Source organism: Streptomyces sp. NPDC003042, from assembly GCF_053591315.1.
The window spans coordinates 1-19608 of sequence record NZ_JBSFTP010000085.1 but is presented as its reverse complement, the minus strand read 5'-3'; the positions used below and the strand labels follow the sequence as shown (position 1 = coordinate 19608).

22 protein-coding genes are annotated in these 19608 nt (G+C 72.3%); 8 read left to right on the top strand and 14 right to left on the bottom strand.

Annotated elements, in window-relative coordinates:
• Positions 1-4: 4 nt before the first annotated feature.
• The 5 genes from ACWDYJ_RS30395 to ACWDYJ_RS30375 all read right to left on the bottom strand — a co-directional run bounded on the left by ACWDYJ_RS30395 (position 5) and on the right by ACWDYJ_RS30375 (position 3866).
• Positions 5-385: a nuclear transport factor 2 family protein gene (locus tag ACWDYJ_RS30395; RefSeq protein ID WP_451568797.1), complete on the bottom strand. Its 381-nt coding sequence runs from the start codon at positions 383-385 to the stop codon at positions 5-7.
• Between the two features lie 9 nt (positions 386-394).
• Entirely contained in the window at positions 395-850 is a 456-nt protein-coding gene (locus tag ACWDYJ_RS30390; RefSeq protein WP_451568796.1) for a nuclear transport factor 2 family protein, read from the bottom strand.
• 13 nt (positions 851-863) lie between these two features.
• Positions 864-1295 carry a nuclear transport factor 2 family protein gene (locus ACWDYJ_RS30385; RefSeq protein WP_451568795.1) on the bottom strand — a complete coding sequence of 144 codons (432 nt, stop codon included), beginning with the start codon at positions 1293-1295 and terminating at the stop codon, positions 864-866.
• 71 nt (positions 1296-1366) lie between these two features.
• On the bottom strand, positions 1367-3010 hold the full coding sequence (locus tag ACWDYJ_RS30380; protein ID WP_451568794.1) for a thiamine pyrophosphate-binding protein: 1644 nt from the start codon (positions 3008-3010) through the stop codon (positions 1367-1369).
• 31 nt (positions 3011-3041) lie between these two features.
• The gene (locus ACWDYJ_RS30375) at positions 3042-3866 is read right to left on the bottom strand and encodes a type 1 glutamine amidotransferase domain-containing protein (RefSeq protein ID WP_451568793.1); all 825 of its coding nucleotides are present in this window, start codon (positions 3864-3866) and stop codon (positions 3042-3044) included.
• Between the two features lie 276 nt (positions 3867-4142).
• Between ACWDYJ_RS30375 and ACWDYJ_RS30370 the strand changes: the two genes are divergently transcribed.
• From ACWDYJ_RS30370 to ACWDYJ_RS30350, 5 genes are all read left to right on the top strand, one after another.
• On the top strand, positions 4143-4415 hold the full coding sequence (locus ACWDYJ_RS30370) for a UBP-type zinc finger domain-containing protein (RefSeq protein WP_451568792.1): 273 nt from the start codon (positions 4143-4145) through the stop codon (positions 4413-4415).
• Between the two features lie 107 nt (positions 4416-4522).
• A complete protein-coding gene (locus ACWDYJ_RS30365; RefSeq protein WP_451568813.1) occupies positions 4523-6160 on the top strand; it encodes an FAD-dependent oxidoreductase in 1638 nt (545 codons plus the stop codon).
• A gap of 59 nt (positions 6161-6219) precedes the next feature.
• Complete coding sequence (locus ACWDYJ_RS30360; RefSeq protein WP_451568791.1) at positions 6220-6711, top strand: hypothetical protein; 492 nt, start codon at positions 6220-6222, stop codon at positions 6709-6711.
• Positions 6712-6790: 79 nt separating this feature from the next.
• Positions 6791-7120, top strand: coding sequence for a putative quinol monooxygenase (locus tag ACWDYJ_RS30355; protein WP_451568790.1), 330 nt, complete (start codon positions 6791-6793; stop codon positions 7118-7120).
• A complete protein-coding gene (locus ACWDYJ_RS30350; RefSeq protein ID WP_451568789.1) occupies positions 7117-7602 on the top strand; it encodes a group II truncated hemoglobin in 486 nt (161 codons plus the stop codon). Before ACWDYJ_RS30355 ends, ACWDYJ_RS30350 begins: the two co-directional genes overlap by 4 nt.
• Before the next feature lie 35 nt (positions 7603-7637).
• On the opposite strand, the gene ACWDYJ_RS30345 is transcribed toward ACWDYJ_RS30350, so the two are convergent.
• The 5 genes from ACWDYJ_RS30345 to rpe form a co-directional block, all read right to left on the bottom strand.
• The gene (locus ACWDYJ_RS30345) at positions 7638-8060 is read right to left on the bottom strand and encodes a barstar family protein (protein WP_451568788.1); all 423 of its coding nucleotides are present in this window, start codon (positions 8058-8060) and stop codon (positions 7638-7640) included.
• The gene (locus ACWDYJ_RS30340) at positions 8057-8521 is read right to left on the bottom strand and encodes a ribonuclease domain-containing protein (RefSeq protein WP_451568787.1); all 465 of its coding nucleotides are present in this window, start codon (positions 8519-8521) and stop codon (positions 8057-8059) included. The genes ACWDYJ_RS30345 and ACWDYJ_RS30340 overlap by 4 nt, the downstream gene beginning before the upstream one ends.
• Positions 8522-8570: 49 nt before the next feature.
• A complete protein-coding gene (locus ACWDYJ_RS30335; RefSeq protein ID WP_451568786.1) occupies positions 8571-8792 on the bottom strand; it encodes a CarD family transcriptional regulator in 222 nt (73 codons plus the stop codon).
• A gap of 178 nt (positions 8793-8970) precedes the next feature.
• A complete protein-coding gene (locus tag ACWDYJ_RS30330) occupies positions 8971-9984 on the bottom strand; it encodes a sugar-binding transcriptional regulator (protein WP_451568812.1) in 1014 nt (337 codons plus the stop codon).
• Between the two features lie 138 nt (positions 9985-10122).
• Positions 10123-10809 carry a ribulose-phosphate 3-epimerase gene (gene rpe, locus ACWDYJ_RS30325; protein WP_451568785.1) on the bottom strand — a complete coding sequence of 229 codons (687 nt, stop codon included), beginning with the start codon at positions 10807-10809 and terminating at the stop codon, positions 10123-10125.
• 192 nt (positions 10810-11001) lie between these two features.
• Here rpe and ACWDYJ_RS30320 point away from each other — a divergent pair, with 192 nt between their 5' ends.
• Together ACWDYJ_RS30320 and ACWDYJ_RS30315 are read left to right on the top strand one after the other, a co-directional pair.
• Complete coding sequence (locus ACWDYJ_RS30320) at positions 11002-12309, top strand: MFS transporter (RefSeq protein ID WP_451568784.1); 1308 nt, start codon at positions 11002-11004, stop codon at positions 12307-12309.
• A 145-nt stretch (positions 12310-12454) separates the two neighbouring features.
• On the top strand, positions 12455-13420 hold the full coding sequence (locus tag ACWDYJ_RS30315; protein WP_451568811.1) for an aldo/keto reductase: 966 nt from the start codon (positions 12455-12457) through the stop codon (positions 13418-13420).
• 173 nt (positions 13421-13593) lie between these two features.
• On the opposite strand, the gene ACWDYJ_RS30310 is transcribed toward ACWDYJ_RS30315, so the two are convergent.
• Positions 13594-15063: an RsmB/NOP family class I SAM-dependent RNA methyltransferase gene (locus ACWDYJ_RS30310; protein WP_451568783.1), complete on the bottom strand. Its 1470-nt coding sequence runs from the start codon at positions 15061-15063 to the stop codon at positions 13594-13596.
• A 106-nt stretch (positions 15064-15169) separates the two neighbouring features.
• Positions 15170-16114, bottom strand: coding sequence for a methionyl-tRNA formyltransferase (gene fmt / locus ACWDYJ_RS30305; RefSeq protein ID WP_451568782.1), 945 nt, complete (start codon positions 16112-16114; stop codon positions 15170-15172).
• A 309-nt stretch (positions 16115-16423) separates the two neighbouring features.
• On the opposite strand from fmt, the gene ACWDYJ_RS30300 reads away from it, so the two are divergent.
• Entirely contained in the window at positions 16424-16954 is a 531-nt protein-coding gene (locus ACWDYJ_RS30300) for a hypothetical protein (protein ID WP_451568781.1), read from the top strand.
• Positions 16955-17111: 157 nt separating this feature from the next.
• Here ACWDYJ_RS30300 and ACWDYJ_RS30295 read toward each other — a convergent pair whose 3' ends face one another.
• Complete coding sequence (locus tag ACWDYJ_RS30295; RefSeq protein WP_451568780.1) at positions 17112-19211, bottom strand: primosomal protein N'; 2100 nt, start codon at positions 19209-19211, stop codon at positions 17112-17114.
• A gap of 99 nt (positions 19212-19310) precedes the next feature.
• Positions 19311-19608, bottom strand: a 298-nt coding sequence (locus tag ACWDYJ_RS30290) for a methionine adenosyltransferase domain-containing protein (protein WP_451568779.1), incomplete at its 5' end; no start/stop codon positions are given.

The following is a 19608-nucleotide window of genomic DNA, read 5'->3' as shown; positions in this document are numbered from 1 at the left end:
CCCCTCAGCCCTGGCTCAGCACCTGGAAGGGAACGGTGTCGTGGTAGTTCGCCATGTAGGCGATCCGTCCGTCCACGATCCGGAAGAAGTTCATGACGTCGGCCTCGATGGCCTCGCCGGAGGCGCTGACGGCGGTGAGGTGGGAGACGGCCGCGGCCTTCTCCCCGTCGACCAGGAAGTGCACGGGCTCGTTGCGGAAGACCCGGTACATGGTCCCCATGCCCTTCATCATCGAGCGCAGGGTGTCCAGGCCCTCGATGTGTCCGGCGAGCTGCTCGTCCATGACCTGGTCCTCGGCGAACAGGTCGCACCAGCGGTCCCAGTCCCCGGCGTTGGCGTACTGGTAGTACTTCGTCAGGATCTCTTCGGCATCCATCGCGCTCATCCCATCCCCCTATCGGTCCCTGCGGGTTCCGTCCGGCGCGAAGGGCGCCCAGAACTGGCTGAAGGCAGTCGCCGTGTCACCGAAGAGCCCGTCGCGGCCCTCGACGATCCGGCCGCCGCGCCACCGCATGAAGTGGAAGACCGGGTAGTCCATCCGCTCGTACGGAGAACTGCTCGATCCGTCCGCGCCGTCGCGCAGGGCGACGTTGCGGCACACGTCGGCGCTGCAGTCCTCGCCGACCAGGACGGCCTCGATGTCCATCCGGAAGGTGCCGCCGGTGAGCTTGTGGGTCTGGCCCATCAGCTCCAGGAAGGCGTCCAGGCTCCCGTACCAGCCGGCCAGCGGGTGGTTGCCCGGCACCAGCCAGCGCAGGTCCTCGGAGTAGTACTCCAGGATGCGCGCGCGGTCGCCGGAGCCGAGAGCGCGGTAGGCCGCCTCGACGCGCTCGCGTGTCACTTCGCTCATCGTCGCCGCCCTCTCAGAGCGAGCCCGAACCGGGCATCGGCGCCAGTTCGTTGACGGTGTACTGCTTGATCAGCGGTCCGTCGGGGCCGGCCACCACGGTCCAGGTCTGGTCGGCGTCGAAGCCGAGCCACTGGCTGCGGGCGGCCGGCGGGTCCCAGATCTTGGCCTGCCAGTTCACGAGGACGCGGACGATGGCCCGGTCGCCCTCGATGACGGGCTCCACCTTCGTGACCGTGTGCACCTCGTCGAAGAACCGGCCGGTGACGGCGGCGTACCAGCGGCCGAAGCCCTGGTGTCCGAGGAAGGTGTCCTCGGGGACCTTGAATTCCAGGTCCTCGGTGATGAGGGCGAGCACCCGGTCCAGGGGTTCGTGCCGGTCCAGGGCCACGTACCAGTTCTCGGTGAACGTGCGGATCGCGTCCTCGGTCAGCCGCTCGGCGGGCATGCGGTCTCCTCCTGTCCGTCGGTGTGTGGGCACTGGTCGGACCTGACTGCACGTCATATCCGACAGCAGCGTCAGATCTGGATGTCGACGAGGTACGGGCCGGGGTGGGCCAGCATCCGGCTCACCGCGGCGACCGCCTCGTCGGGCTTCTCCACCCGTGTCCCGTCGGCTCCCAGCGCCCTGGCCAGCCCCGCGAAGTCGATCTCGGGGTGGGAGAGGTCGAAGGAGCCGGGGAAACGGTGTTCGGCGATGTCGCGCTCGCGCCAGTACTGGGCGATGTTGTCGTCGAGCAGCCGGTACTTGCGGTTGTTGCAGACCACGAACTTGGCGTCGATCCCGTGCCGGACGGCGGTCCACAGCGCCTGGTAGGTGTACATCGACCCGCCGTCACCGGCGAAGCCGACGACGAGCCGGTCCGGGCGGGCGAGTTTGGCGCCGACCGCCCCGGGGAAGCCGACGCCGAGCGAGCCGCCCCGGGTGAGGTGGTAGTCCCCCGGCCGCTCCGCCGGCAGGTACCGGGTGACCAGCGGGGAGGTGGTCAGCGCCTCGTCGAAGACGATCAGGTCCCCGCCGGTGCGCTCGGCGAGCGTCCGCAGGAAGACGGCCATCGGCGTGCCGTCGTCCGCCCGCGCCGCCGCTTCGCGGGCCCGCTCCCGGGTGCGTACGTCGATCCGGGCGGCCGCCGCGGCCCGCTGCCGCGGGGTGAGCCGCTGCCGGAGTACGCCGGCCAGCGCGCGCAGCGCCTGGCGCGGATCGGCAGCCAGCCCCAGGTCCACGGGGTGGTTCTTGGCGATCTCGTAGGCGTTGAGGTCGATGTGCACGACCCTGGCGTCCGGCCGGAAGGGGCTCTCCAGTTCGGGGAACACCTCCGGGAAGACGTAGGTGCCGACGATCAGCACGCCGTCCGCCCCGCCGATCAGCTCCTTGCTGTGCGGGCCGAACATGTGGCCCGTCTGGCCCCGGCGCAGCGGATGCGAGGCCGCGATGTTCACCTCGGAGGAGTCGACCTCGTACACGTCGGCGCCCAGCAGCTCGGCGACGGCGACGAGTTCGCCCTGGGCTCCGGAGAGCGCGACCCCGTCCCCGATGAGGACGACCGGCCGCTCGGCGGAGGCGAGCAGCTCGGCCGCCCGTCCCACCGAGGCGGCCGAGGGTGCCACGTCCGTGAGCGGGACCGTGGTGGGCAGGACGGGCTCGGAGTTGAGCTCGTCCAGCACGTCCATGGGCAGGGCCACGAACACGGGCCCGCGGGGCGGGGTGAGGGCGATCTTCACGGCCCGCCGGATGGTGCGGAGCACGGACCGCGGGTCGGTGACCCGGGTCGCGTACTTGGTCACCGGCCTGGCCATCGCCACCAGGTCCGAGGCCATCTGCGCGTCCATGGCGTCGTAGCGCACCCCGGCGTCACCGGCGACCACGACGAGCGGGGTGTGGCCGCGCAGCGACTGGTAGAGCATGCCGATGCCGTTGCCGAGCCCCACCCCGGAGTGCAGCTGGAGGAGGGCCGCGCCGCCGGTGGCCCGGGCGTAGCCGTCGGCGATGCCGGCGGCCACGGTCTCCTGGAGGGCGAGGACGTAACGGAAGTCCGCCGCCGCGTCCACCGCGTCGAGGAATCCCTGTTCCACCGTTCCCGGATTTCCGAACATCACATTCAGGCCGTCGGCCTTGAACTGCTCGATGAGCCTTTCCCGTCCGGGAGTGGCTTCGGATTTCATGGAATCCCCCCTCTTCTCCGCGTTGCGGTGATTACCAGCCGTAGCGGGTGAGGCCGTCCTCCAGCACTTCCACGATCTTCTGTCCCGTGAGATACGAGTCCGGGGTCGAACGTCCGGTCACGAACGGGAAGTCGACGACCACCGAGAGCGGCTTGCCGAAATTCCCGTGATAGGCGCCGTCCGGGCCCGTGGCATCGCGCAGGATGTATTCCAGCGGGTACGGGGGCGGCCCCATGTTGAAGTCGGTACCGAGGAATCCGGTGCCGTCCTTGTAGTCGTACTCCTTGCAGTGGCCGGTCACGTGCTTGCCCCGGATGATGCTCCTGCGGTCGCTCCAGTCCCGGGCGAAGGCCAGGCAGGCGACGCCGTAGCACTCGGCGGCCACCACCTTGCCGGCCCTCTCGAAGGCCAGGATCAGGGCGTGCACCCGCTCGTTGTTGGCGAGGTCGGCGATCGGGCCGCTGCCGCCGACGATGAGGATCGCGTCGTAGGCAGCGATGTCGGCGTCGAGCTTGTCCAGATCGCGGTGGTACTGCTCCAGCTTGCGCAGATAGCCCTCGTCGCTCGTGTACGGGCGCTCGGGCACCCACGCCTCGATGTCGAGCGGCGAGTCGAGCCGGCTCGACTGCTCGAACTCGCGTCCCAGCCGGGCGTTCTCCTCGGTGGTCACCGAGCGGCCCAGCGGGGGGTCGACGTAGGTCGCGTCGAGGCTCGGCGGAAGTGCGTGTGCGCGCTTTCCGGTCGGCGTGGCAAATACGGTTTCGTAGCCCCGCTCGTCGAACTTCGATACGGGACCGATCAGTTCTTCGGCCCAGTAACCGTGTTCGGAGACAATGACCAGAATCTTTCTGCTCACAGATTCCTCCAGGCGCCGCCTGTTGTCGTTGGCGTCCCCCACACTGCGTGCGGCCCGGGCCTGCGTCAAAGCGCCCGTATGCGACTTCGTGAGGTACGCGGCAAGGCGGCGGCAACACCTCACGTAGTCATCCCCGGAGGTCATGAAGTACCTTCCGGACTTCCTGATGTCGGCCGAATCGGTGAACCATTTCCAAGGCACCGACTTATGGTCTGGACGCGCCGTGAATCACAGGCGTGCCCGGGAGTCGAGTGCCTGAGGAGAGGGACGGGGACGATGACGACGGACCTGTTGTGCACACACGTCGACCAGATACGTCCGGTGGAGCCCACCGCCGAGGGCTGCGAGGAGTGCCTGCGTCTGGGCGACGGCTGGGTGCACTTGCGGCTGTGCCTGAGCTGCGGACACGTGGGGTGCTGCGACTCGTCGAAGAACCGCCACGCCACCCGGCACTACCGCAGCACCGAGCACCCCATCGCGGCCTCGCACGAGCCCGGTGAGGACTGGGCCTGGTGCTACGCCGACCAGCTGATGCTGGACCCGGCGTGAACGCCCGCCGGGAGAGCGCGGCCCGCGCGAGCGCGCCCGCTCCCGCCGCGAGCGCGTCCACCGCCGCCGCCGAGCGCGCGGAGAACCGCAAGCCCGTCATCCTGGCCGTGGACGACGACCCCCAGGTGCTGCGCGCCGTCCGCCGCGACCTGCGCAGCGCCTACGGCGACCGCTACCGGGTGCTCGGCGCCTCCTCGGCCGCCGACGCCCTGAAGATCCTGGACTCCCTCGACGAACGCGGCCACGACCCCGCCCTGTTCCTCGTCGACCAGCGGATGCCCGACGTGACCGGCGTCGAGTTCCTGCTGGAGGCCGTCAGCCGCTTCCCGGACGCCCGCCGCGTGCTGCTCACGGCCTACGCGGAGACGGACGCGGCCATCACCGCCATCAACCGGGTCCGCCTGGACTACTACCTGCTCAAGCCGTGGGACCCGCCGCACGAGCGGCTCTTCCCGGTGCTCGACGACCTGCTCTCGGACTGGCTCGCCACCTACCGTCCGGCCTACGACGGGATCATCGTCGCCGGCCACCTCGTCTCCCCCGGCACCCACGCCGTCCGGGACTTCTTCACCCGCAACGGCCAGCCGTTCCGCTTCCTCAACGTCGAGCGGGACCCCGAGGCGCTGACCGTCATCGCCGCCGCGCAGGCCGGCGCGGCGCTCCCGCTGGTGCGCTTCCCGGACGGAGCGGTGCTCTCCGCCCCGACCGACACCGAGCTCGCCCGGCGCCTGGGCCTGGCCACCACCGCCTCCCGCCCGCACTACGAGTGCGTCATCGTCGGCGCGGGGCCCGCGGGGCTGGCGGCGGGCGTCTACGCGGCGTCCGAAGGTCTGTCGACCCTGATGCTGGACTCCCGCGCCCCGGGCGGCCAGGCCGGCACGTCCAGCCTGATCGAGAACTACCTCGGCTTCCCGTCCGGTCTCTCGGGCGGTGACCTGACCCGCCGGGCCACCATCCAGGCCTCGCGGTTCGGCGCCGAGATCCTGCACCCGGTGGAAGTGGTCTCGCTGACCCGGGACGACCCGGCGAAGGTGCTGACCCTGGCGGACGGCACGGAGATCTCCGCCGAGACGGTGCTCCTGGCGACCGGGGTCTCGTACAACCGCCTCACCGCCCCCGGCGCGGACCGTTTCGAGGGCGCGGGGCTCTACTACGGCGCGGCGACCACGGAGAGCTCGGCCTGCATCTCGCAGCACGTGTTCATCGTGGGCGGCGCCAACTCGGCCGGCCAGGCGGCGGTGCACTTCGCCAAGTACGCGGCCCGGGTGACGATCCTGGTGCGCGCCGCCTCGCTGGACGCGAGCATGTCCCGCTACCTGATCGACGAGATCGGCCGCACCCCCAACATAGAGGTCAGGGTCCGCACCACCGTCCTCTCGCTGGCCGGCGACGAGCATCTGGAGCGCATCACCCTCCACGACTCCGACACCGGCGAGGACACCGAGATCCCGGCCCGCTTCATGTTCACGTTCATCGGCGCCCGCCCGCACACCGACTGGCTGGCCGGGGTCGTCGAGCGCGACGAGTACGGCTTCGTCCTGACCGGCTCGGACCTGATCGCCAACGGCGGCGAACTCCCGGCGGAGTGGAGCCTGGAGCGGGCCCCCTACCCGCTGGAGACGAGCGTCCCGGGGGTCTTCTCGGCGGGCGACGTGCGGGCCCACTCCGTCAAGCGGGTCGCCTCCGGCGTCGGCGAGGGCGCGATGGCGGTGTCCCTGATCCACCGCTACCGCTCGATGGGCTGAGCTCAGGGCGAACGGAGAATCCTTGCGATCAAGGGGCCACCGAATGCAACGTTGATTACATGATTACAGCCGAACAGAGCGAACAGCTCCGCACGTGGTTCGCCGAGCGCCTGCCGGCGGACGTCTACGACTCCCTCGTCTCGGTCACCGTCGACCGCGAGGAGATCACGGTCGTCGGCACCCTGCCGGCCTCCGAATCGGTCAAGGAGTTCCGCGAACGCACCCGCGAGCAGCGTATCGAGGTCGCCCGCGAGGCGGAGGAGCTCTACCGCCGCAAGGTCGCCTGGGGCGTGCGCTCGGGCGAGGAGACGACCCTCTTCACCCACCTCGCCGTCCCCGTCATGACCCGGCTGCGCCAGTCCGAGCGCCAGGTCCTCGACACCCTGGTCGCGGCGGGGGTGGCACGCAGCCGCGCCGACGCCCTGGCCTGGTGCGTGCGCCTCGTCGGGCAGAACACCGACACGTGGCTCACCGAGCTCCGGGACTCCCTGGACAAGGTCCGCCACGTCCGCGCCCAGGGCCCGGACATCACGAAGTCTGAGTCCGCATAGGGCAAACGCGTGCCGGGCAGCCATGATCCACGGAAGGCTGGCCGGGACCACCTGATCCCAGGGAGAGGCACGCACACACATGACCACCACCGTCGAGTACATCCGCTACCGGATCGCCCTGGACGAACAGCAGAAGTTCGAGGACGCGTACGCGCGGGCCGCCGGCGCCCTGGCCGCCGCGCCCGAGTGCGTCGACTACGAACTGGCCCGCTGCGAGGAGGAGAAGGAGCGCTACGTCCTGCGCATCCGCTGGACCTCGGTCGACGCCCACCTCAACGGCTTCCGCAAGGGTGAGCACTTCCCGGCGTTCTTCAGCGCGATCCGCCCGTACGTGACGGCCATCGAGGAAATGCAGCACTACCAGGTGACCGGCGTGGCGGGTCCGGGAAAGGCCGCCGGTCAGTCATGAGCGGCACGCCCACGATCTACGAGTGGATGGGCGGCGAGGAGGCCATGAACCGCCTCACCGACGCCTTCTACGATCACGCCCTGCGGGACGAGATCCTGGCCCCGGTCTTCGCCGGCATGGACCCGGGGCACCCGCGGCACGTCGCGGCCTGGCTGGCGGAGGTCTTCGGCGGCCCGTCGGACTACTCCGCCCACCACGGCGGCCACCAGCACATGGCCACCAAGCACCTGGGCCGCGCGATCACCGAGAAGCAGCGCCGCCGCTGGGTGGACCTGCTCCTGGACACGGCCGACGAGGTCGGACTCCCGACCGACCCGGAGTTCCGGGCGGTGTTCGTCTACTACATCGAGTGGGGCACCCGCATGGCCCTGATCTACTCGGGCCCCAACCCGCCTCCGGTGGACGCGGCAAAGGTCCCGGCCTGGTCCTGGGGCCAGACGCCGCCGTGGGTCCCGTCAAAATCCAGCCCCGCCGGGGATTGAGGCGCGGGGGTCCGGGGGCCGAGCCCCCGGTTCTTTCAGCCCCGCCGGGGATTGAGGCGCGGGGTCCGGGACTCAGCACCGGACCCCGGGTCCGGCTCGGCCAGCACGACCGTCAGCGGCGCCACGCCCTCCACGTCCCGGCGCCAGAAGTCGACGGCCTCCTCCAGGATCTCCGTCAGGGTGTCCCACTCGACCGGCCGGTCCTCGGCGTAGCCGCTCCACGAGGTCACCGCGACCAGCCGCCCCGGCGCCCCCGGCAGCCACGACAGGTCCCTCAGCGCGTCGGCGAGGGCGTCCCAGTTGCCGCCGAACCACCGCGGCACCCGCAGCGCGTCCCCGCAGCGCCTCATCAGCGCCGCCTTGCTCCGTACGCCGTCCAGGTCCAGCCGTACGGTCGTCCAGCCCGCCTCTTCGGCGGCTGCCAGGGCGGGGGCGAGCGGCTGCGGAACGAGGGTCATCGGAGAACCGCCTTGAAGGTTTCGTAGTGGTCGTCCGTGTAGTAGAACTCCCCACCCTCGCCCGTCACGATCCGCCGGGCCCCGCGGTCACGTTCTCCCGGTGTCTTCACGGTGAACTCGCGGTAGTAGCCGCGCTTCTGCTTCGGCAGGACCTTCTCGAAGTTCCCGAAGACGGTCCCGTCCTGCCGGTACGCGTACGGCCCGCCCTTGTCGATCAGCGCCAGTACGTCACGCGCCTGGCGCGGCAGCGCCTCGGCCCGTACGGTCGCCATCCCCTCGGCCCATCCGGGCACCGCGGACGCACCCGTGGGCTTGCCGCTGGAAGGGGAGTCACCCGCGCTGACGGCGGGCGGGGCCGGGGCGGGCTTCCCGCCGCAGCCGACCGCACCGACCAGCGCGACGCAGAGGAACAGGGCCCCCAGCACACACAGCAACGATCGGGGCACGTTCCGAAAGATCATGCACCGATCGTGCCAAATATCCGATTCGCTCGCGAATCGTCCCGTGGCCTCAGAGCTTGGCCATCTTGGTGTACGGACTCAGGACTCGTTTCTGGACCGAACCGAAGTCGACGAGAACAGCGATTCCCTCCTCGATCCCGACGACACGGCCGAGACCGTGCTCGTCGTGACTGACCCGGTCGCCGACGCTGAACTGCCGGAGCGGCGGTTCCACGGGGGCCTTGAACGGGCTGGACGGCAAATGGCGGCGAGGTACTGCTGACTTAGTCATTGAATCCAGTATGCGCCCACCGGGGCGCGGTGCGGTCCGCTGTTCGGGTCTCGATTCCGGCACATCCGGATCACCCGACCCGAGAGGCCCCTGGGATGCCGCTGAAATGCCCTTGAGAAGCCACAGCGAGGCCGCCGAGGGGCCCTGCGAGGACCCGGTCGGCGCCCGGTGGGCCCGGTCAGTCGTCCGGGTCGGCGCGGTCCAGCGCCGGCCGCAGCCCGGGGGCGGATTCGGTCAGCAGGTAGTCCGCGACCGCCGTGTCCGTGACGAGGCTGGTCACCAGCCCGGAGCGGAGCACCGCGCCGATCGCGGAGGCCTTGCGCAGCCCGCCCGCGATCGCCACGACCTCGGGGATCCGGCGGAGCCGGTCGGCCTCGACGGTGATGCACCGCTCGCCGAGGTCCCGCCCGACGCGGCGGCCGTCCGCATCGAACAGGTGGGCGGACATTTCGGCTGCGACACCGAGGGAGGCGTAGTGCGCCCGCTCCTCGTCGCTCAGCATGTCGTGGACGGTCGAGATCCCCGGCTCCCAGGAGCCGATGGACACGGCGGCGACCGTCACCTTGTCGAAGTACTCGAAGGCCCGCGCGATCCCCGTCTGGTTGCGCAGCGCGGCCGCGGTCGCCGGATCGGGCAGCAGCATCGGCGCGTAGATGGGATGCGCGTCCCCGCCTGAGACCTGCGCGGCCCTGCGTACGGCTTCCACCGACCCGCGCTCGGCGGTTCCCGCGTCGTACACGCCGGTCAGCTGGACCACGGTGCAGGGCGGCAGGCGGTGCAGGGAGGCGGCCATGTGGATCGTCGACCGGCCCCACGCCAGCCCGAGCACGTCGCCCTCGTTGACCAGCTCACCCAGCAGATCGGCGGCCACGGCACCCAGGTTCTCCGGATCCGGGGCGTCCTCGGTCGCGTCGGCCGGCGATTCCACCACGACGGCGTGCCGCAGCCCGTACCGGGCGCGGAGCGCGTCCGAGCGCTCCGCGTCCAGTTCCGCCGGTACGCGGATCTCGATCCGTACGAGGTCGCGTTCGAGGGCGGTCTCCAGGACCCGGGCCACCTTGAAGCGGCTCACGCCGAACTCCTCGGCGATCTGGATCTTGGACTTGCCCTCCAGGTAGAAGCGGCGCGCCATGGCCGCCGCCTGCACCAGCTCCGCGGGTCCCATCCGCAGGGCTGACCGTCCCGCCGACATTGCAGACACCGCGTTCTCCTCACTGCTGTTCACACTGTCGTGTTCACACTCTCGACTCGCCGTTCATCCTGTCAGATCCAACGGCCGCCGATCAGCCCGGACGGCTTCCGTCCACCGAGCTGTTCATCAAGGCTTGGCTCAGTGGTCGCAAGCCCAGGGCGCCGCGGCGATCGCCGCACCCGCTTGCTCACGCAGCGTCCGCACCGCCGCGGCCGGGTCGACCGCTCCGTAGACCGCGCTGCCCGCCACGAACACGTCCGCGCCGGCCTCGGCGACCCGCTCGATGGTGGAGGCCGAGACCCCGCCGTCGACCTGGAGCCAGATGTCCAGCCCGTGCTTGGCGATCATCTCCCGGGTACGCCGGACCTTGGGCAGCATGATGTCGAGGAAGGACTGGCCGCCGAATCCGGGCTCGACCGTCATGATCAGCACCATGTCGAGTTCGGGGAGGATGTCCTCGTACTGCTCGATCGGAGTACCCGGCTTCAGCGCCATGCCCGCCCGGGCCCCCTTGGCCCGGATCTCCCGCGCGAGACGCACGGGCGCGGCGGCCGCCTCGGCGTGGAACGTCACCGACCCGGCGCCCGCCTCCACGTACTGCGGTGCCCAGCGGTCCGGGTCCGCGATCATGAGGTGGAGGTCCAGCGGGATGTCCGTGGCCCGGCTCAGGGACTCGACGATCGGCATGCCGAGGGTGAGATTCGGGACGAAATGGTTGTCCATGACGTCGACATGCAGCCAGTCGGCCCCCTTGACGGCCTTCGCCTCGTCGGCGAGTCGGGCGAAGTCGGCGGACAGGATGCTGGGATTGATCTGAACGGCCATGCCCCAAGACTGCCATGCCCCCGGTGACTTCCGGCCAGGGGCCCGGATCTCGGGTTGTGGTAGGGCTGCTTAAGTGATCGCGGAGCACATTTCACTTGTCCTTCCCCGCGGGAGTGCGCCACCGTGCTGTCCCGGTACCGCACACCGCACTGTCCCCGATCCCGCCGCCCCACCCGAGGAGTCACCACCGGCATGGCATCCGTCCCCGCCGACCCGGACACCACCACGACGGGCAACACGGCCGGCACGGCAGCCGGCAACACGACCGGCGCCTCCATCGCCACCACCGGCGGCAGCCCCTGGCGCGACGCCGACTTCCGCACCCTCTTCACCGCCGCGACCCTCAGCCAGTTCGCCACCAACACCGGTCACATCGCCATCCCCCTGCTCGCCCTGACCACCCTCGACGCGAGCGCCACCCAGGTCGGCACCCTCGCGGCACTCTCCACCGTCGCCTTCCTCCTCATCGGCCTGCCGGCCGGCGCCTGGGTGGACCGCCTGCGCACCCGCCACGTCCTGATCGCGGCCGACCTCGCCCGCGCGACGCTCTTCGCCTCGCTCCCGGTCGCCTGGTGGCTGGACGGGCTCACCCTCCCCCAGCTGTACGCCGTCGTCCTGCTCACCGGCTGCGCCACCGTCTTCTCCGAGATCGGCGCGCAGAGCGTGCTGCCCCGACTGGTCGGCCGTGACGGCCTGGTCCGGGCGAACGCCGCCATGGTGACCCTGATGGCCACCGCCAGCATCGCCGGCCGCGGCGCCGGCGGGGCCCTGATCGCCGTCCTGACGGCGCCCCTCGCGCTGGCCTGCTCCTCGGTCGGCTACCTCGGCTCCGCACTGCGCCTCATCCGCATCCGGCCGACCCCGGCGCCGCCCGCCGGCGCGAGGACACCGCTGCGCGCCCAGATCAAGGAGGGCCTCAAGCACGTACTGGGCCACCCCGAACTGCGCGCCCTGGCACTGGCGTCCAGCCTGAGCAACCTGGGCGGCGCCGTCATCAACGCCATGCTCCCCGTGCTGTTCGTACGCGAGCTGGGCCTGTCAGCCGCCGCGCTGGGGCTCTTCTGGGCGACGGGCGGAGTCGGACTGCTGCTCGGCGCCCTGGTGGCCCGGCCCTTCGCCGCCCGGGTGGGCTACGGCCGCGCGCTGGTGCTGACCCTGACCCCGGCGGCCCTGCTGGTGCCACTGCTGGACCGGGGGGCGTGGTTCTGGGTCGCGGGAGCCGGGTGGCTGCTGTCCATGATGAAGATCGGCTGCGACAACGTCCTCGGGGTGAGCCTGCGCCAACACCTGACCCCGGACCCCCTCCTCGGCCGCATGAACGCCACCTTCCGCTGCATGCTGACCGGCGCCCTCGCCCTCGGCGCCGCCGCCTCGGGACTCCTCGCGGAGATCACCACCCTGCGCACCACCCTCTGGACCGGCGCCACCGTCCTGGCCTTGTCGTGCGTCCCGGTGATCCTGTCCCCGATCCGGAAGAGACGAACGGGGGCGGGGGTGTAAGGGCTGGGGTCCTCCCCCGCTCGTATCCTGGCTGCCACATCGAACCCCCGACGCGACGGCGGCGAACAGGGATCGCGCCCCGGGCGACAACCGGGCCTCGATGACGACCGACCACGACGTGAACATGAAGTGGAGGAAGCAGACTGTGCGCTACCGCGAGCTGGGACGCAGTGGACTGTCGGTGTCCGAGATCGGCTACGGGGCCTGGGGCATCGGCGCGTCGAGCTGGGTGGGCGCCACCGAGGACGAGTCCGTACGTGCGCTGCACCGCGCCGTCGACCTGGGCGTGAACTTCGTCGACACCGCCCGCGGCTACGGCGAGAGCGAGCGGATCGTCGGCCGGATGGTTCGCGAGCGGGCGGGTGACCAGGTGTACGTGGCGACCAAGGTGCCCCCGAAGAACGGCGTCTGGCCGGCACCCGGCGGGCTGGACCCCGCCCAGACCTTCCCGGGCGCCCACATCCGCGACAGTGTCGACACCAGTCTGCGCGTCAGCGGGCTGGACCACTTCGACCTGTTGCAGTTCCACGTCTGGAGCGACGAGTGGGTCGGGCGCGGCGACTGGCTGGAGACCGTGGCCGATCTGAAGCAGCAGGGAAAGATCCGCCTCTTCGGCGTTTCGATCAACGACCACCAGCCCGACAACGCCCTCGCCCTGGTCCGCAGCGGGATGGTCGACAGTGTCCAGGTGATCTACAACATCTTCGACCAGTCCCCGGCCGACGCCCTGCTCCCCGCGTGCCAGGACCACGGAGTCGGCGTGATCGTACGGGTGGCCCTCGACGAGGGCGGTCTCACGGGCCGTGTCACGGCCGGGACCACTTTCCCCGACGGTGACTTCCGCGGCCGCTACTTCCGCGGCGACCGTGCCGCGCAGGTCGGGCGGCACGTCGACGCGATCACCGCCGACCTCGGCATCGCCCCCGACGCGATGGCGGAGACCGCCCTGCGCTACGTGCTCACCTCACCGGCCGTCTCCACCGTCATCCCCGGCATGCGCACCGTACGGAACGTGGAACGCAACACCGCCGTGAGCGACGGCCGCCCCCTGACCGCCGAGCAGCTCGCCGTACTCGCCGAGCACCGCTGGCAGCGCAACTTCTACACCTGACCCGTCCATCCGCCCGGTACACCCTGGCTTGCGCACCGGGCGGGAACCGAGAACAGAAATCAGCGCGCGGCGTCGTTCGGGGCCGGGGCGGCCGCACGTCACCCTGACTACGAACGGCCCGCGCGCAAATCGACACCGCTCCCGGGGAACCGGAAACGCCCCCCGACCCTTCGCTACGCCGTACGCCTGAGCAGCGCCAGGTACATCGCGTCCGTGCCGTGCAGGTGCGGCCACAGCTGGACGTCCGGGCCGTCGCCGAGGGCCGGTACGCCCTGCATGTACGGGCGGGCGTCGATGAATTCGGCCGCCACCGGCTCCGCTCCCGCGCCCCGGCCCTTCAGGACGTCCTCCACGACCACCCGGGTCTCCGCCAAGTGCGGCGAGCACGTCGCGTAGCCCACGACACCGCCCACCCGCACCGCCGCCAGCGCTTGCCGAAGCAGCCCGCGCTGGAGCGGCCCGAAGCCCTCCAGGTCCTCCGGGCGCCGCCGCCAGCGGGCCTCGGGGCGGCGCCGGAGCGCGCCCAGGCCGGAGCAGGGGACGTCGACCAGGACCCGGTCGAAGGAGCCCGGCAGCCACGGGGGCCGGGTGCCGTCGGCCGCGATGACCTGGTAGGGGCCGGGGTTGCCCGCCAGGGCGTTCTCCACGAGCCGCGCCCGGTGCGGCTGCTTCTCCGAGGCCAGCAGGAACGCCCCGCGCTGCGCCGCCAGCGCGGCCAGCAGGGCCGCCTTGCCGCCCGGCCCCGCGCAGCCGTCCAGCCAGCGGGTGTCGCGGCCCTCGACCGGCGCCGCCGCCAGGGCCAGCGCCACGAGCTGGCTACCCTCGTCCTGTACGCCGGCCCGCCCGTCGCGTACCGCCTCCAGCGCGCCCGGTTCGCCGCCCTCGGCCATCCGGACGGCGTACGGGGACCAGCGTCCCGGCAGCGCCGAGTCCTCGCCGACCGCCTCCAGCAGTTCCTCCGGCGTGGACCGGCCGGGCCGGGCGACGAGCGTGACCTCGGGCCGCTCGTTGTCGGCCTCCAGCAGGTCCTCGATTCCGGCGCGTCCGCCGCCCAGGGCGTCCCACAGGGCGCTGACGACCCAGCGGGGGTGCGAGTGGTAGACGGCGAGGTGTTCCTCGGCGTCGTCCTCGTAGGGCGGGGCGACCTTCTCCAGCCAGCCGTCCAGATCGTGCGCGGCGATCTTGCGCAGCACGGCGTTCACGAACTTCGCGCGCCCGTCGCCGAGCACCACCCGGGCCAGTTCCACGCTCGCCGAGACCGCCGCGTGCGTCGGGATACGGGTGCCCAGGAGCTGGTGCGCGCCGAGCGAGAGCACGTCCAGGACCGGCGGGTCGACCTCGCGCAGCGGCCGGTCGATGCAGGCCTTGATCACCGCGTCGTACGTGCCCTGCCTGCGCAGCGTCCCGTACACCAGCTCGGTGGCCAGGGCCGCGTCCCGTGCCTGGAAGCTCTCGTCCTGACGGGCCTTGCGCAGCAGCGGGGGCAGCACGAGGTTCGCGTACGCGTCGCGCTCGTCCACCGCCCGCAGCACCTGGAAGGCCAGCATCCGGACGGGGTCCTTCTTGGGCCGGCGGTGCGGCTTGGCCTGCTTGCCGCCCGCGCCGACGGCGGCGGCGGGCTGGCGACGGGGCTGTTCGCTCACGTGAAAGGTGCTCCGGGGCTATGAGGTACGAGTCCAACGGGTACTAACGGGTGCCACGAGTCCAACGGGTACTACGTACGCCTGCGGCAGTGCGAAACCGCCGCATTCAGCCTACGTCGACCCCGCCCAGGCGCTCGCCGGGAGCGATCCGCACCCCGCGCGCCCAGTCGGCGCCCCGCATCGGCTTCTTGCCCTGCGGCTGGACCCAGAGGAGCTCGACGGCGTGCGAACCGGTGCCGACGTAGACGTTGTTCTTGGCGGGAGCCAGCACGCCCGGCGCCAGGTCCGTGCGGTCGGGTACGAGTCCGACCGAGATCAGCTTGAGCCGTTCCCCGCGGAAGACGGTCCAGGCGCCCGGCGCCGGGTTGCAGCCGCGTACGACGCGGTCGGCGCGCAGGGCCGGGGCCTTCCAGTCGACGCGGGCGTCCTCGACGGTGATCTTCGGTGCGAGCGAGATCCCGTCGGTGGGCTGCTCGACGGCGCGCAGGGTGCCGTCCTCGATACCGTCCATGGTCGCGGCGAGCAGTCCGGAGCCGGCGAAGGCGAGCCGGGTCAGCAGGTCACCGCTGGTGTCGGTCGGGCGGATCTCCTCGGTGAGGACTCCGTAGACGGGTCCGGAGTCCAGCCCCTCCTCGATCCGGAAGGTGGAGGCGCCGGTGACCTGGTCGCCCGCCATGATGGAGTGCTGGACGGGCGCGGCTCCGCGCCAGGCGGGCAGCAGCGAGAAGTGCAGGTTGACCCAGCCGTGGCGGGGGATCTCGATGGCGCTCTTGGGGATCAGCGCGCCGTACGCGACGACGGGGCAGCAGTCCGGGCCGATCTCGCGCAGCCGGGCCTGGAAGTCTGGGTCCCGCGGCCGGACCGGCTTGAGGATCTCGATCCCGGCTTCCTCGGCGCGCTCGGCGACGGGGCTGGCGACCATCCGGCGGCCCCGACCGGCCGGTGCGTCGGGCCGGGTGATGACGGCCGCGACCTCGTGTCGCCCGGAGGCGATGAGGGCGTCCAGGGCGGGCACGGCGACCTCGGGGGTGCCTGCGAAGACGAGCTTCACTGGGGTCCTACCTCGCTATCTCGGCTGTCAGCAGCGCACCAGTCTATGCAGCGTGTGCGGGACCGCCCACCGACGGTCCCGGCGACGGTCGCACCCACCGCTGCGCCCACCGTTGGGCCGACCGTGCCCCCGCTCCCGAGGGGGCGTACGCGGACACATGCGCCTCTCGCATATGCCGACACGCCCCCATTGCGTGACCTGGGCGCCGGGTGACGCGTTGGTCAAGAGAGATTGACCGAAACGGGCCGCGAATGAGAACGGTGTCTGCGGCCCGATCCGCTCTTCAGCACCGGTTCGAGAGGCTTCTCCATGGCCGACCACGCCACCCATGACGCCCAAGCACGGGCCAGCCTGCACTTGCTGGTGCGGGACATCGAGCGGGTTCGCCGGCAGGTGGACGCTCTGCGTACGCTCACCGCACAGCTCGGCAACGTGTACCGCCCGCGCCGCTCCGGTCCCTCCACGGGCTTCGTCGTCTACGGCAGGGCGCCCGCGCCCACCGTCCGCCTCGCGCAGGAGTTGCGGGACAGCGTCGAGACGCTGGTGACCGCCGCGGTGGACTTCGACCGCTCGCTCGGCTTCTCGTGGGACGCCGTCGGCTCGGCCCTCGGCGTCACCAAGCAGGCCGTGCACCGCCGCTACGGGGCACGCCGCGCGCAGGCGGCCGAGCCGGCGGAACCGTCGGCCGAGGGCCCCACGACCCGGGCCCTGGGGCCGCTCCCCACGATCCCCGCGGCCCGCTCGGTGCCGCCGCAGCCCGTACGCGAGGAGGCCCAGGCGGGGGCCCAGGCCGGGGCGGCTTCCCGCCCGGCGGCCTTCCCCGGCCCCCGCAACGGCTGACCCGCCGCCCGTCGCCGCCGGGACGCCGACCCCCGACGGCGGCCGGGCCGGGGCCCTGCCGACCGAGCCGCCCGTAGTGCCCGTCCCCGGCGGGGTGACCCCCGCGGTCGCTCCCGCCGGGGGTGTACGGCGTACCCGCGAGCCGGTGCCGGCGTAGTCAGCCGATGTCGGGCGGGTCGATCCGAACCCGGACCGCCTCTCCCACCGGGAGCCCCCGCGCCATCCGCGCCGCCTGCGCGGCCTTGAGGGCGGCGGCCAGGGCGGCCCCGCTCCCGGGCGGGACCCGGATCAGGACCCGCTCCCCCGGCGAGGGCTCCCCGCGCCTCCCGGGCAGCGGCACCGGCCCCAGGATCTCGGCGTCCGGCGGCAGCGCGGCGGCCGCGAGGAAGGCCTCCAGGGCGTCTCCCCGCCCGGCGACGGCGGCCATCCGGGAGACCGGCGGGAAGCCCAGCTGGGACCGCTCCGCGAGTTCCCGTACCGCGTGGCCGACCGGGTCCCAGCGCACCAGGGCCTGCACGGGCCGCAGCGTCGGCTCGGCGACGACCACGACCTGCCCCTCCGCCCGGACCAGCGAGGCGGCCCCGATCCAGCGGCGCAGCGCGTCCTCCCCGGCCCGCAGGTCGGGCCGGCTCAGCATGGCCCAGCCGTCCAGCAGCAGCGCCGCCGTGTATCCGGCGCCCCCGGCGACCGGCTCGGCCCCGGGCGTGCACACCACCAGCGCGGGCTGGTCCCCCACCTCGTCCAGGATGTGGTCGCGCCCGGATGTCCGTACGGGCACGGCCGGGAAGGCGCGCCCCAGTTCCTCGGCGGTCCGCCGGGCACCGACCACCTGGGCGCGCAGCCGGAAGGACCCGCACTCCTCGCAGTGCCAGGCCGGCTCGCCCCGCCCGCACCACCCGCAGTGCAGGTCCCGCGCGTCGGGCGCCTCCAGTGGCCCGGCGCAGACGGTGCAGCGGGCGGGGGTGCGGCACCGCTCGCACGCGAGCCGGGGTACGTAGCCGCGCCGGGGCACCTGGACCAGTACGGGCCCGGTCTTCAGGCCCTCCCGTACGGTCTCCCAGGCCAGGCTCGGCAGTCGCGCGGCCCGGGCGGCCCCGTCGCGGGCCAGCTGTTCGTCGCCGACGGTCCGGATCCGGGGGGCGCACGCGCGGACCGTCTCGCGGTCGGCGACCAGCGGCCGGGCCCAGCCCGTTTCGACCAGTTGGGCGGCCTCGACGGTGCAGCTGGTGCTCCCGGCCAGGAAGCCGCAGCCATCGGTGACGGCGCGCAGTTCCAGGACCTCGCGGACGTGCGGGAAGGGGGCGCGGTCGTCGCTGTGGCTGGAGTCGCCGTCGTCCCAGACGGCGACGAGGCCGAGGTCGCGGACGGGCGCGAACATCGCGGCCCGGGTGCCGACGACGGCGCGCACGGAGCCCCGGCTCACGGCGAGCCACTGCCGGTAGCGCTTCTCGGGGCCCGACTCCGCGGTCAGCAGCGCGTGCCGTCCCTCCCCCAGCAGGGCGGTCAGCGCCGCGTCCACCCGGCCGGCGGTGCGCCCGTCGGGCAGTACAACGAGTGCGCCGCGGCCGGAGGCGAGGGTGGCCGCCATGGCGCGGGCGAGCTCGTCGGCCCAGCCGGGGCCGGGCAGCGCCGTCCACACCGCGCGGGGGGCGCCGCCGGAGGCGAGGGCGCGCAGGAAGCCGGGACCGGCGCCGTAGCGCTCCCAGCCGCCGGGCTCGGGCGCGGCGGGCGGCGGTAGCGGCTCGGGCGAGGGCTGGGCCTCGGCGCGGGCGTTGCGCGGGGGCAGGGCGAGCTGGAGTACGTCGGCCAGGCTGCCCGCGTACCGGTCGGCGACGGCGCGGGCGAGGGCCAGCATCCGGGGGGTGAGCACCACCTCGGGCGAGACGACGTGGGCGAGTGCGGCGAGGGCGCCGTTGTAGTCGGACTCGGCGCGCCGCTCGACGATGAAGCCGTCGATGAGTCCGCCGCCCTCCCGGCGGCCGCCGTGCACCTGGTGGGCGCCGGCCCCGAAGCGCACCCGGACGCGGACGCCCGGCTGCGCGGTCTCGGAGAGTTCGGCGGGGACGGCGTAGTCCCAGAGCTGGTCGAGATGGAGCACGCCCTTGTTGACGAGGATCCGGGCGACCGGCAGTTCCTCGGCGAGGGCGGCTCCGCGCCAGGTGCGCGGTTTGGCCTTGGGCGCCTTGGCCTTCGCCTCGGCGACCATCTCCCGGATCAGTGCGAGCTGTTCCGGCGGGGAATCGTTCGCGCTGCTCACACCTGCATTCTTACCAAACGCCACCGACAACGAGCGGCCCCGGACCTCGATCGAGGTCCGGGGCCGTTCGTCTCGGGCACGTGCGCCGAAGGAGGCTGCTTACAGACCGGCGGCGGCGCGCAGGGCGTCGACGCGGTCCTTGCGCTCCCAGGTGAAGTCGGGGAGCTCGCGGCCGAAGTGGCCGTACGCGGCGGTCTGGGCGTAGATCGGGCGCAGCAGGTCCAGGTCGCGGATGATCGCGGCGGGGCGCAGGTCGAAGACCTCGCCGATCGCCTCTTCGATCTTCTGGACCTCGACCTTGGCGGTGCCGAAGGTCTCGACGAACAGGCCGACGGGCTCGGCCTTGCCGATGGCGTACGCGACCTGGACCTCGCAGCGCGAGGCCAGACCGGCGGCG